The organism is Paludibacterium sp., from assembly GCF_019232825.1.
In the GTDB taxonomy this organism is placed as follows: domain Bacteria; phylum Pseudomonadota; class Gammaproteobacteria; order Burkholderiales; family Chromobacteriaceae; genus Paludibacterium.
The window spans coordinates 53,570-66,094 of the sequence record NZ_JAFAND010000112.1 but is presented as its reverse complement, the minus strand read 5'-3'; the positions used below and the strand labels follow the sequence as shown (position 1 = coordinate 66,094).

Genomic DNA, 12,525 nt, shown 5'->3' with positions numbered 1-12,525 from the left:
GGTCCAGCCGAGCGACATGAAGCTCTGCGCCATGATGGTCAGCACGTTTTTGCGGCCGACCAGACCGCCGTAGAAGAATGCCAAGCCCGGGGTCATCAACATCACCAGGCTGGCGCATAACAGCATGAAGCCAGTATTTCCGACATTAATCGGCATGATTGGGGTAGTCATGGAACGATTCCTCTTATACGGATTTTTTAGGTGTTTTTGAGCCCGCATCGTGCATCAAGCGCGCGCGCGCTTAGTTGCACTAGATCAAGCCAGGATCACAAAATCACCATCTTCTTATTAACGTGTCGCAACCAGATAAACATGTCCATAAAAAAACCGGACAGGCCCGCCTGTCCGGCGTACAACACGCACAAGAAGAATCGTTCGGAATCAGCGCAGGTTTTTGCGCATGAAGGCATTGTCGGCGTCTAGCGGCTGCCCAGGCTCGCGCTCAAAGCCCCAGTGGGCGAAAAACGATTGCGACGCGCGGCACACCAGCGCGGTCAACGCCGGCAGGCGGCGGCCAGCCGCCTCGCGATGCACTTTTTCCATCAGCAAGGTGCCGACGCCGCGGCCCTGCCAATTTTCCCGCACAAAGAAATGATCGACGACGCCTTCGCCGTCGAGATTGGCGTAGCCGATGACCTGGCCGTCATATTCGACCACGAACGGCACGCTCTGACGCAAGCGCGACAGCCATTGCTGCTGGTTTTGACCGGATTGGCCAAGCTGTTGATACAGATCCCACAGCTTGGGCTCTTCGCCGGGTTGGTAGGGACGTAGGCGCATGATACTTCCTTGCAAAGTCTGAATCTGTCGTTATCGACAGTCTAGGACGCCGACAAACAGCTGGATTTGATTTAATGCAAATAATGCATTGGTCGATTCTCAACAAGAATAGTTTCCCGCGACGCAAAAACAACCCCCCGGGGGTCCGGGGGTTGTCGTTGATCGCCAGCGTCTCAGAGCGGCAGACGGTCGATCAATTGCCGTATCGCCGCGTCCAAACCGTCATCGCCCAAGTCCTGCGAACCGCGCCACGACGGCCGGCCGCTGCCGCTGGCGGATAGGGTCAGCATCGGAATGCTCACCACGCGGGTCGAAGGCGGCGTCCAATAAGGGCCCGGACCGTAATAGCCCGGATCGGTGACAACCTCCTGCCGCGCCTCCTGCTGGAAGCACAACTGATAATCCGGTTTGCCGGCCGCCTCGCGCCAGCCGTGCAGTTCAAGCCGGGTGCGGATGGTATCGGCCAAAGTGAGCGAATCGCTCTCGGGCAAACAGGTCAGCTGGTAAGTCGGCTCGGCCGCCCAGGCGCTCAGGCTCAGGCACAGCAACATCGCGCCGGTGAGAAAAAAACGTTTCATGATTCTATGTCGTCCCGTCATTCATGGCGCAAGCATACACAACTACGCGCCAGCCCGGTTCGAAAAGCCGCCGGCCTCAATCCCAGTAGCCCGCCTGCGCATAGATGGCCTTCAAATGATCGATGAAGCGGCGCACCCGCAGCGGCAGGAACTTGCGTTGCGGCACGACGGCATAGACCGGGTAGTCGGGCGAGGAATAGTGATCGAGCACACTACTCAAGCGCCCCTCCGACAGGTCGTCCTTCACTTCCCAGAGCGAGCGCCAGGCCAATCCCCTGCCCTGCAATGCCCAATCGTGCAGCACGGCGCCGTCGTTGCACTCGAGCATGCCGGCGACACGCAGATTGATCTGCTCGCCGTCCACCACGAAGCGCCAGCCGCGGCTCTGACTTTCGCCGAGCGTCAGGCAAGCGTGCCGCGCCAAATCGTCCAAGGTGCGCGGAATGCCATGCTGCGCCAAGTATGCGGGCGCGGCCACCACCACGCGGCGGTTTTGTGCCAGACGCACCGCCACGAGACTGGAGTCGGACAGGTCGCTGATGCGAATGGCGCAATCGATTGGATCGCGCAACAGGTCAACCATGCGGTCGGACAAGTCCAGGGTGAGCTTGATGTCCGGGTTGGCCTGCTGGAAGGAGGCGGCATGCGGCGCGACATGACGGCGGCCGAACCCCGCCGGCGCACTGATGCGCAGATGGCCGCGCGCCCGCGCGCTACCCGAGGCCACCGACGCCTCGGCCTCTGTCAGTTCGGCCAGGATGCGCAGGCAATCCTCGTAAAAGGCGCTACCCTCCTGGGTCAGCGACAGGCTGCGCGTGGTACGCACCAGCAGCTTGGCGCCCAGCCGCTCTTCCAGCGCATCCAACCGGCGGCCCATCACCGCCGGCACCACGCCCTCGATGCGCGCGGCGGCGGAGAGGCTGCCGTGTTTGACCACCGCGACGAAGCTCTCCAACTGCTTGAGGTTGTCCATTAGATACTAAAAAGTAAAAGATGTTATGCGATTATAGGTCTTTTTTTAGCACTATGACGTCACTAAACTGATTACCATATTTTCATAAAAGCACAGCACGAGAGGAAGCATCATGTCGATAGCATTGCCACAGGGCGTCGCAATCCATGCCCCGATCTCGGCGGAATTCGCCACCATCCTGACCCCCGACGCGCTGGCGCTGGTCGCCGCGCTGCACCGGCAGTTCGAGGCGCGCCGGCGCGTGCTGATGAGCGCGCGCGTCACGCGCCAGGCCGAGCTCGACGCCGGCCGTCTGCCGGACTTCCTGCCGGAAACCGCCGCCATCCGCGCCGGCGACTGGAAAATCGCGCCGCTGCCGGCGGATCTTCTCGACCGCCGCGCCGAAATCACCGGCCCGGTAGAGCGCAAGATGATGATCAACGCGCTCAATTCCGGCGCCAAGAGCTTCATGGCCGACTTCGAGGACTCGAATTGCCCGAGCTGGGACAACCAGATCACCGGCCAGATCAACGTGCGCGACGCTTACCGCAAAACCATCGCCTGGACGAGCGCAGAGGGCAAGGCCTACCGCCTCAACGACACCATCGCCACGCTGATTTTGCGCCCGCGCGGCTGGCACTTGATGGAAAAGCACGTGACGGTGGACGGCGAGCAGGTCAGCGGCGCGATCTTCGATTTCGCGCTGTCTTTCTTCCACAATATCCACTATCTGAACGCCAACGGCTCGGCCACCTATTACTACCTGCCCAAGATGGAGAGCCATCTCGAGGCGCGGCTGTGGAACGACATCTTCATCGCCGCGCAAGACGCGCTCTCGGTGCCGCGCGGCACCATCAAGGCCACCGTACTGATCGAAACCATTCTCGCCGCGTTCGAGATGGACGAAATCCTGTATGAGCTGCGCGAACACAGCGCGGGCCTGAATGCCGGCCGCTGGGACTATATTTTCAGCTGCATCAAGAAATTCAAGAACAACCGCGACTTCTGCCTGGCCAACCGTGGGCAGATCACCATGACCGTGCCTTTCATGCGCGCTTACAGCCTACTGCTGCTCAAGACCTGCCACCGCCGCAACGCGCCGGCGATCGGCGGCATGGCAGCGCTGATTCCGATCAAGAACGACCCGGCGGCCAACGAAAAGGCGCTGAGCGGCGTGCGCGCCGACAAGGAACGCGATGCCAACGACGGCTACGACGGCGGCTGGATCGCGCACCCCGGACTCGTGCCGATCGCGCTGGAGGCCTTCAGCGCCGTGCTGGGCGCGCGGCCGAACCAGATCGACAAGCAGCGGCCGGATGTCGAGGTCAAGGCGGCCGATCTGATCAACTTCCAACCGGAAACGCCGATCACCGAGGCGGGGCTCTGCATGAACATCAACGTCGGCATCCAATACCTAGGCGCCTGGATCTCCGGCAACGGCTGCGTGCCGATCCACAACCTGATGGAAGACGCCGCCACCGCGGAGATCTCGCGCTCGCAGATCTGGCAATGGATTCGCTCGCCCAAGGGCGTGCTCGACGACGGCCGCAAGGTGACGGTGGAACTGTTCCGCCAGCTGCAAGCCGACGAAGTGGCCAAGCTCAAGGCGGAGTACGGCGCGCGCTGGAGCAAGCAGTACGACGACGCGGTCAAGATGTTCGACATGCTGACCACTTCCGACAGTTTCGTTGAATTTCTGACGCTGCCGGGCTACGAATACTTGGCCTAATCGCCTTGCCCTTGCGGCGGCTATGCGACTAAATTGATGACGGGTTCAGTTGAACGATCCCGTCATTATTTTGTCCAGCTCTTTTCCATTGCGCACAGCGAGATACCATGAAACTCATACATGCCTTGATGGGCGGCACGCTGCTTCTGACCGCGGCGCTGCCCGCCGCCGCGGAAGACACCGCCACCGTGCTCGAACTGACCGCGTCGAGCCAACGCGAAGTAGCCAACGATCAACTGGACGTCACCTTGTACGCAGAAGACAGCCGGGCGCAGCCGGCGCCGTTGGCCGACAGCCTGAACCGCAAGACCGCCGCCGCGCTGGCAGAGGCCAAAGGCTATAGCGCCGTTCAAGCGTCCAGCGGCGCCTACGCCAGCTGGCCTCAGTATGACAAGAACAATCAAATCAAGGGCTGGCAGGGACGTGCCGAAATTCACTTGCGTACCCGTGACTTCGTCCAGGGCGCCCAATTGGTCGCGAAGCTACAGCAGACGCTGCTGCTCTCCAGCGTCGACTTCAGCGTCTCCGACGCTGCGCGCCGAACCATCGAACAGCAAATGCTGCCGGAAGCCATCGCCCAACTGCAAGCCACGGCGAAAATTGCCGCCGGCGCGTTGGGCAAGACGCATGTTAGCGTACGCGAATTGAATGTCGGCAATAGTGGCAATATGCCGCGTCCGGTGATGGCGATGATGGCCAAACGCGCATCCGGCAATACCGACAGCGTGGCAACCCCCGACTGGCAAGCCGGCACTTCGACCCTGCAATTGCAGGTCAGCGGCAAGCTTGCGGTGCAGTGAGGCTGGGTGCAGGCTCTTCCGGGGCGGCGGCGCTTGCGCTAAAGTTAGGCCATCGTTATGCAACTAGACGCATCATCAACCGGTTTGAGCCCTCTATGAAACTGATCGCTTCGCTCACCAGCCCCTATGCCCGCAAAGTGCGCATCGTTCTGGCCGAAAAGAAAATTGACTGCCCGATTGAGGTCGACATTCCCTGGAATGCCGACAGCAAGGTTCCCGACTACAACCCGCTCGGCAAGGTACCCGTGCTCGAGCTCGACGACGGCATGACGCTCTACGACTCGCGCGTCATCGTCGAATACCTGGACAACGTCTCGCCGGTACAGCGCCTGCTGCCCGACGGCAACCGCCAGCTGATCTTGACCAAACGCTGGGAGGCACTGGCCGACGGCATCATCGACGCCCTGGTGGCCGTGTTCCTGGAACGCAAACGCCCTGCCGCGCAGCAAAGCCAAGAATGGATCGATCGCCAGATGGGCAAGATCGATCGCGGTCTGGCGGCGCTGTCGCGCGATCTGGGCGAGCGCCCCTGGTGCCATGGCGACGGCTACAGCCTGGCCGATATCGCCGTGGGCTGCTGCTTGGCCTATCTGGACTTCCGTTTCCCGGACATCGCCTGGAAAGACGCTTACCCCAACCTGCTCGCCTTGCAGCAGAAGCTGGAAACGCGCCCATCCTTCGTCGATACCTGCCCACCGGCGGTTTAGCCGCTTTTGTGTGAAAAAAGCCGCAGGCCTTTCGGCCTGTGGCTTTTTTGTCGAATCACGTCCATCCGCTCGTGCCACGCCAGCTTGACCGTCACGGTCGCCCGCATTAAAAGCATTTACTTCAATCTCTTTAAATCAAACGGAGAGTAACGAAATGCTCAAGCCATCGACCATCGCCCTGTACTTTGCCGCCTTGAGCGGCGCGGCACTCGCGCAGACCTGGATCGCCAACCCCGCCACCGACGAACTCACCCTGCTCAACGACGACAAGATGAAGGCGATCTGCCGGATCGACACCATCGACAACGACAGCCTGGCGTCCTTGAAGAACAGCACGCTCGTCCAATGCCGCCAATACGGCGACTACGTCGTGCCGCAGCCCCTTCGTCCTTCATCGCGCTCGTAGGCGGCATAAAAACGGCCCGGTGCTCAATGGCGCGGGGCCGTTGTTTTTTGCCCTACCCTGGATCAGGCGGACAATTCCAACATCAACCGGTTGATGCGCTTGACGAACGATGCCGGATCGTCGAGTTTTCCGCCCTCGGCCAGCAGCGCCTGGTCGTAGAGTACCTGCGCCAGATCGCCGGCACGGGTTTCGTCCTGTTCCGCCGACAACCGCTGCACCAACACGTGGTCAGGGTTGATCTCCAGCACCGGCTTCACCTCGGGCACGTCCTGGCCGGCCGACTTGAGCAGGCGCTCCAGATGCGCGCTCATGTCGTGCTCGCCCACCACCAAGCACGCCGGGCTATCGGTCAGGCGCGCGGTCGCACGCACTTCCTTGACCCGCTCGCCCAATGCGGCGGCGATGCGGCCGATCACCGGCTTGGCCGATTCCTCGGCGTGTTGTTGCGCGGCCTTATCGGCTTCGTCTTCCAGCGCGCCCAGATCCAGCTCGCCCTTGGCCACCGACTGCAGCGCCTTGCCGTCGAAGTCGAGCAGATGACCGCTCACCCATTCGTCGACCCGGTCAACCAGCAACAACACTTCGATGCCCTTTTTCTTGAACACTTCCAAATGCGGGCTGTTCTTGGCCGCCGCCAAGGTGTCGGCGGTGATGAAATAGATCTTCTCTTGCCCTTCCTTCATCCGCGCGACGTAGTCGGCCAACGACACGTCGGCCGTCTCACCCTCGCTCGCCGTGGAATGGAAGCGCAGCAGTCTGGCGATGCGCTCCTTGTTGGCGAAATCCTCGCCCACGCCCTCCTTCAGCACCTGGCCAAATTCCTGCCAGAAGCTGGCGAACTTGTCGGCATCGTTCTGCGCCAGGTCTTCCAGCGTGGCCAAGACCTTTTTGACGCAACCGGCGCGAATCGCCTCGATGTCCTTCGATTGCTGCAGGATCTCGCGCGACACGTTCAGCGGCAAATCGCTGGCATCGATCACGCCACGAACAAAGCGCAAATAATGCGGCATCAGTTTTTGCGCGTCTTCCATGATGAACACGCGGCGCACATACAGCTTCACCCCTTGCTTGCGTTCTCGGTCGTACAGATCGAACGGCGCGCGCGACGGGATGTACAGCAGTTCGGTATATTCCTGGCGCCCCTCGACACGCGCGTGGCTCCAGGCGAGGGGATCGCTGAAGTCGTGCGCCACGTGTTTGTAGAACTCCTTGTACTGCTCGTCGCTGATCTCGCTCTTGGCGCGAGCCCACAACGCGGAGGCCTGATTGACGGCTTCGTACTTGTCTTCGCCCGCCGCCTTGTCCGCCTCGTCACTCTCGTCAACGACCTTCATTTCGATCGGCAGCGAGATGTGGTCGGAATAGGTGCGCACGATATGACGCAGACGCCAGTCGTTGAGGAATTCGTCTTCGCCCTCTTTCAGGTGCAACACCACCTCGGTGCCGCGCCCAGCCTTCGGCACGGTCTCCAGCGTGTACTCGCCGTGGCCGCTGGACTCCCAGCACACGCCGCTGTCGCTGCCCGCGCCGGCGCGGCGGGTGGTCAAGACGACCTTGTCCGCCACGATAAAGGCGGAATAGAAACCGACGCCAAACTGGCCGATCAGGTTGGCATCCTTCTGCGCGTCGCCGGTCAGCGAGTCGAAAAACTTGCGCGTGCCCGATTTGGCGATGGTGCCGATGTGTTCGATCACCTCTTCCCGGCTCATGCCGATGCCGTTGTCGGCCACCGTCAACGTCCGTGCCGCCGGATCGAAGCTCACGCGGATTTTGAGTTCGCCATCCTCATCCAGCAGCGACGGGTCGCTCATCGACTCAAAGCGCAGCTTGTCGGCGGCGTCGGAGGCGTTGGAGATGAGTTCTCTCAGGAAGATCTCCTTGTTGGAATACAAGGAATGGATCATCAGATGCAGGAGTTGCTTCACTTCGGCCTGAAAGCCCAGTGTCTCTTTCTGTGCGCTCATGGTGATGAATCAGGTTGGTCAACGATAACAGCGCAGATCGGGGCGGCGGGCGCGATTTCAATAGCCCCTCCATTCGGCAATGTGAGAATGCGAGTCAATATAAATAGACTATGAATAGTTTATGTCAACCACATAAGGAGGGGCTGACATGACGAGCCATCCTAAAGGACAGTCGCTGCAGTTGTTATTAACCACATTGCTGTCGACCACGGTCATCATCACCGCGGCGGCGCTCGGCTACTTTTATTACCAGGCCATCACCCAGCAAACGTTGCAAGCACAGATGCAACTGTTCAGCGCCACGCAACGCCAGGTGGTGGCGAATCTCGCCCGCGCCGAGGAACGGGCCGGCGCGGTGAGCGCGTTGTTGGCGCACTCGGCGCTGACCGCGGCCCAAACGCCCGAACAGCAGCAGGCGTTCGTGCCGCAGCTGATCGCCAGTCTGAAGGACAACCCCTCGTTACAAGCGGTCTACGCCGGCTTTGCCGACGGACGCTTTTTCCTGGTGAGGCGGATGGACGCGCCATCGCGGGCGATATTCCCCAGCGCGCCGGCACAAACGCATTGGCTGCTGCAGCAAGTGCGCCAAACCCAGCCCGGCCAGTCCGTGCAGAACTGGACTTTTCTTGACGCCGCCGGCCAGCCGGTGGGCACCCCCCGGCAGTTGCCGACATTCTATGACCCGCGCCAACGTCCCTGGTACGCGTTGGCGCAACACCATGACGGCAATGTGCACACCGAGCCCTACCGTTTCAGCACCACCGGACTTTTGGGCATGACAGTGGCGAGCCGCAGCCCCGACCGGCAAGCGGTGATCGGCGTCGACATGCGCTTGCAGGACCTGAGCCAAACGCTGCGCGACAACTTGCCGAGCCCCCACTCCCTGTTGCTGCTGATCAATCAAAAGCGCGAAGTCTTGGTGAGCACGGACAGCAGCGAGCAAGCGCGCCGCGCCGCGCCGTTGAACACGGCGAGCCAACCCGTGCTGCGCGACCTGGCGCAGAGCTGGCAGCTCGGTTCCGTGCCGCCGGACACACTCTTGAGCGATGACGAGCCATGGGTGGTGTCGATATCGTCCATTGCGGAAATCAGCGAATCACCGCATTACCTACTGATGCTGATGCCGCGGGACGAGTTGTTTGCCGAGGGCCAAAACATCGCGGAACACGCGCTGCGCATCCCATTGCTGTTCCTGCTATTGATGCTGCCGGCCGGATGGCTGATATCCCGCGCCATGAGTCAGCCGATCCGCGCGCTGGTCGAGGCGACCTCGCGCATTCAAGCGCTGGATTTTTCCCATGACGATCCGCCACCGACCGGCGTGCGCGAAATGAACGAACTGCTCGACGTGTCGCGCAACATGAAGAGCACCATCCAGGATTTCATCACGCTCAGCCGGCAGATGGTGGCGGAGCACCAGCAGGAGCAATTGATGTCGATGGTGTTGCGCACCACCGCGCGCGCGCTGCCGGCCGATCAGGCCGGCATGTGGCTGTTGCAGCAGGACCAGACGCTGCATCCGCTGCTGCCGGAGGATGCCCAGGCGCGCGAAGCGGCGCTCGGGCCGCTGTCGCTCGACGATCCGCTGGTACGCGCCGCGCAGGAATCCGGCGGCGAACCGGTGCAGCTGTGCAGCACGCCGAGCCTGGTGCCCAAAGCCCTGCGGCCGTTACTGAAGCGTCACCACCACCGGATCACCATCCTGCCGATGCGGCTGGAATCCAAGGCGCTGTTCGGCCTCTTGATTCTGATCGAGGACGACAGCCCAGACCGGCCGGTTCACAACCATCGCCTGCACTATTTGAAAGCGCTGACGAGCTTTGCCGCCATCGCCATCGAAAACCGCCTGCTGGCCAATTCGCTCAAGGCGCTGATGAACGCGTTGGTCGAGCTGATGGCAAGCGCCATCGACACCAAATCGCCCTATACCGGCCGGCATTGCCAACGCGTGCCGCAGGTGGCGCGCATGTTGGCGGATGCCGCCTGTCAGACGCAGAGCGGCCCCTTGGCCAAATTCAGCATGGCAACCGAGGATCAAGAGGCGCTGTTCATCGCCAGCTGGCTGCACGACTGCGGCAAGGTCACCACGCCGGAATACGTGGTGGACAAGGCCACCAAGCTGGAAACGTTGTACGACCGGATTCACGAAATCCGCATGCGTTTCGAGGTGCTCAAGCGCGACGCCGACATCCGCTACTGGCAAGGATTGTTTGCCGGCGGCGACGCGCGTCAGCTTGCCGCCGAGTGCGAACAGGAAAAGGCGCAATTGGACGAGGAGTTCGCCTTTGTCGCTCAGTGCAACCAAGGCAGCGAGTTCATGCGCGACGAGGAGCTGGCGCGGCTGACTCAAATCGGACAACGCACGTGGCTACGCACGTTGGATGACCGTTTGGGACTCGGCTTCCTCGAGCAGCGCCGGCTGAGCACCTATCCCACGCCCCCGCTGCCGGTCCAGGAAACCCTGTTGAGCGACAAGCCGGAGCACTGCATTCCCCGCCCCGCGGGCGAGCTGTTGCCCCCGGACAATCGCTGGGGCTTCAACATGGCGGTGCCCGTGCTGCGCATGCATCGCGGCGAACGCTACAATCTCTCCGTGCGCCGCGGCACGCTCAACGAGGAAGAGCGCTACATCATCAACGAGCACATCGTCACCACCATCAAGATGCTGGAAAGCCTGCCGCTGCCGAAACATCTATCGCGCGTGCCGGAAATCGCCGGCGGCCATCACGAGCGCATGGACGGCAAGGGCTACCCGCGCGGCATCAAAGGCGATCAGATGAGCGTGCTGGCGCGCATCATGGCGATTGCCGACGTCTTCGAGGCGCTGACGGCATCGGATCGCCCCTACAAGCCGGCCAAACGCATGAGCGAGGTTTTGCGCATCATGAGCCGCATGACGAGCGAGGGACACCTGGACCCCGTGTTGCTGCGTCTGTTCCTCGAATCAGGCATCTGGCGCGACTACGCGGCTCAGTATCTGTCCGCCGAGCTGTGCGATGTCGAGGAAGTCGACGCCTATTTGGCGATGCTGGACCAAGCGGCGTAGCGTGCAACGCACGCTCGCGCTAATCGGGCCGGTAGATGACGTGGTAGGTTTTGCCGGTCCAGCCATAGCGGCGGCGGCGCTCCAGCAGGAATGGCGGGACGATGTCGTCGCTACAGGGAACGAAGCCCTGCTCGGCAAACAGATGCAGAAGCGAGGTCTGCGTCAGACAGTAGCACGGCTCGGTCAAATAGCCGGCGGCGGCGGTCAGCAGACGGCGGCCAATGCCGCGTCCGCGCCACGCCTTGCCGATATACAAGCCGCGCAACAGGGTGTAGCCCTCTTCCTTGACCAAGCGCACCACGCCGACGGCGTCCATGTCGATCATCGCCAGCAGGAGAAAGTCCGAAGCCTGGTAGCGGCCGTCATAGCCGCCTTCGTCGTAGAGACGAACGACCGCGGCGAACTCATACGCCGTGGCGGGACGGATGGCCAAGTGGTCGAGATTGGCTTGAAAAAGCGCTTGCGTGGGCATGACAGTGTTCCGCTTGTTCGCGCCCGTGGCCGGGCGAGGTTGCAACCATAGATGGGTAGAGCCCCATCATGCCCGCCACTTATGAAATAAACAACATCGCGGCGGATCAGACTTTTTCTTCACGCAGTCCGGGAGGCAGCGCAAAGCTCGTTCGCTCCTCCACGCCCGGCAACTCGGTCACCGCATCGACGCCACAGGCACGAATCCGGTCGATGACGGCGCGGACCAACACTTCCGGCGCAGAGGCGCCGGCGGTCACGCCGATGCGCGCTCGGCCATCGAACCAGGCCGCATCGAGCTGGCTCGCGTTGTCGACCATATAAGCCGCCACGCCCTTGAGCGCCGCCACCTCGCGCAAACGATTGGAGTTGGAGCTATTGGGCGAGCCGACCACAATCACCAGATCGCAGGCATCAGCCAGGACTTTGACCGCGTCTTGCCGATTTTGCGTGGCATAGCAGATATCGTCCTTCTTCGGACTCGCGACATGGGGAAAGCGCGCTTGCAGCGCGGCGATAATGTCGCGCGTCTCATCGACCGACAGCGTGGTCTGCGATACATAGGCCAGCGCCTCGGGGTGCTCGACCTCGAGTTTCGCCACGTCGCCGACGTTTTCCACCAGATACATGCGGTCGGGCACCTGGCCCATCGTCCCCTCCACCTCGGGGTGACCGGCGTGGCCGATCATGACGATATCCATGCCGGCCTTGTGCATGCGCTTGACCTCGACGTGCACCTTGGTCACCAGCGGGCAGGTCGCGTCGTACACTTGCAGGCCGCGCCTTTCCGCCTCTTGCCGCACCGACAGCGGCACGCCATGGGCGGAATAGATCAGCACCGCGCCCACAGGCACATCGGCCAGATCCTCGATGAAAATGGCCCCCTTCTCGCGCAACTGATCGACGACGAAACGGTTGTGCACCACTTCGTGGCGCACGTAGATCGGCGCGCCGAAGCGCTCGATGGCGCGTTCGACGATGGCGATGGCCCGATCGACCCCGGCGCAAAAGCCGCGCGGGTTGGCTAGCATAATCGTCTTGTTCATCGGGTCGGTCCTTCAGGCATGCAGGTGAATCAGGATACCGGTCCGC

At 61.9% G+C, this 12,525-nt stretch carries 12 protein-coding genes; 5 read left to right on the top strand and 7 right to left on the bottom strand.

Annotated elements, in window-relative coordinates:
* From JOZ06_RS14490 to JOZ06_RS14475, 4 genes are all read right to left on the bottom strand, one after another.
* On the bottom strand, positions 1 to 126 hold a 126-nt coding region (locus tag JOZ06_RS14490), incomplete at its 3' end, for a hypothetical protein (RefSeq protein WP_293233640.1).
* A 255-nt stretch (positions 127 to 381) separates the two neighbouring features.
* Complete coding sequence (locus JOZ06_RS14485; RefSeq protein WP_293233636.1) at positions 382 to 780, bottom strand: GNAT family N-acetyltransferase; 399 nt, start codon at positions 778 to 780, stop codon at positions 382 to 384.
* Between the two features lie 173 nt (positions 781 to 953).
* On the bottom strand, positions 954 to 1,358 hold the full coding sequence (locus tag JOZ06_RS14480; RefSeq protein ID WP_293233635.1) for a hypothetical protein: 405 nt from the start codon (positions 1,356 to 1,358) through the stop codon (positions 954 to 956).
* Between the two features lie 76 nt (positions 1,359 to 1,434).
* Positions 1,435 to 2,331, bottom strand: coding sequence for a LysR family transcriptional regulator (locus JOZ06_RS14475; protein ID WP_293233633.1), 897 nt, complete (start codon positions 2,329 to 2,331; stop codon positions 1,435 to 1,437).
* Between the two features lie 112 nt (positions 2,332 to 2,443).
* On the opposite strand from JOZ06_RS14475, the gene aceB reads away from it, so the two are divergent.
* The 4 genes from aceB to JOZ06_RS14455 all read left to right on the top strand — a co-directional run bounded on the left by aceB (position 2,444) and on the right by JOZ06_RS14455 (position 5,952).
* On the top strand, positions 2,444 to 4,039 hold the full coding sequence (aceB, locus tag JOZ06_RS14470) for a malate synthase A (RefSeq protein WP_293233631.1): 1,596 nt from the start codon (positions 2,444 to 2,446) through the stop codon (positions 4,037 to 4,039).
* A 107-nt stretch (positions 4,040 to 4,146) separates the two neighbouring features.
* Positions 4,147 to 4,839, top strand: coding sequence for an SIMPL domain-containing protein (locus tag JOZ06_RS14465; RefSeq protein ID WP_293233629.1), 693 nt, complete (start codon positions 4,147 to 4,149; stop codon positions 4,837 to 4,839).
* Between the two features lie 95 nt (positions 4,840 to 4,934).
* On the top strand, positions 4,935 to 5,546 hold the full coding sequence (locus JOZ06_RS14460) for a glutathione S-transferase C-terminal domain-containing protein (RefSeq protein ID WP_293233627.1): 612 nt from the start codon (positions 4,935 to 4,937) through the stop codon (positions 5,544 to 5,546).
* Between the two features lie 154 nt (positions 5,547 to 5,700).
* On the top strand, positions 5,701 to 5,952 hold the full coding sequence (locus JOZ06_RS14455; RefSeq protein WP_293233625.1) for a hypothetical protein: 252 nt from the start codon (positions 5,701 to 5,703) through the stop codon (positions 5,950 to 5,952).
* A gap of 62 nt (positions 5,953 to 6,014) precedes the next feature.
* On the opposite strand, the gene htpG is transcribed toward JOZ06_RS14455, so the two are convergent.
* The gene (htpG, locus tag JOZ06_RS14450; protein WP_293233623.1) at positions 6,015 to 7,916 is read right to left on the bottom strand and encodes a molecular chaperone HtpG; all 1,902 of its coding nucleotides are present in this window, start codon (positions 7,914 to 7,916) and stop codon (positions 6,015 to 6,017) included.
* Between the two features lie 148 nt (positions 7,917 to 8,064).
* Between htpG and JOZ06_RS14445 the strand changes: the two genes are divergently transcribed.
* The gene (locus JOZ06_RS14445) at positions 8,065 to 10,962 is read left to right on the top strand and encodes an HD domain-containing phosphohydrolase (RefSeq protein WP_293233621.1); all 2,898 of its coding nucleotides are present in this window, start codon (positions 8,065 to 8,067) and stop codon (positions 10,960 to 10,962) included.
* Between the two features lie 19 nt (positions 10,963 to 10,981).
* Here the strand turns inward: JOZ06_RS14445 and JOZ06_RS14440 are convergent, their stop codons facing one another.
* Complete coding sequence (locus tag JOZ06_RS14440) at positions 10,982 to 11,434, bottom strand: GNAT family N-acetyltransferase (protein WP_293233619.1); 453 nt, start codon at positions 11,432 to 11,434, stop codon at positions 10,982 to 10,984.
* Between the two features lie 106 nt (positions 11,435 to 11,540).
* On the bottom strand, positions 11,541 to 12,479 hold the full coding sequence (ispH, locus tag JOZ06_RS14435) for a 4-hydroxy-3-methylbut-2-enyl diphosphate reductase (RefSeq protein WP_293233617.1): 939 nt from the start codon (positions 12,477 to 12,479) through the stop codon (positions 11,541 to 11,543).
* Positions 12,480 to 12,525: the final 46 nt, after the last annotated feature.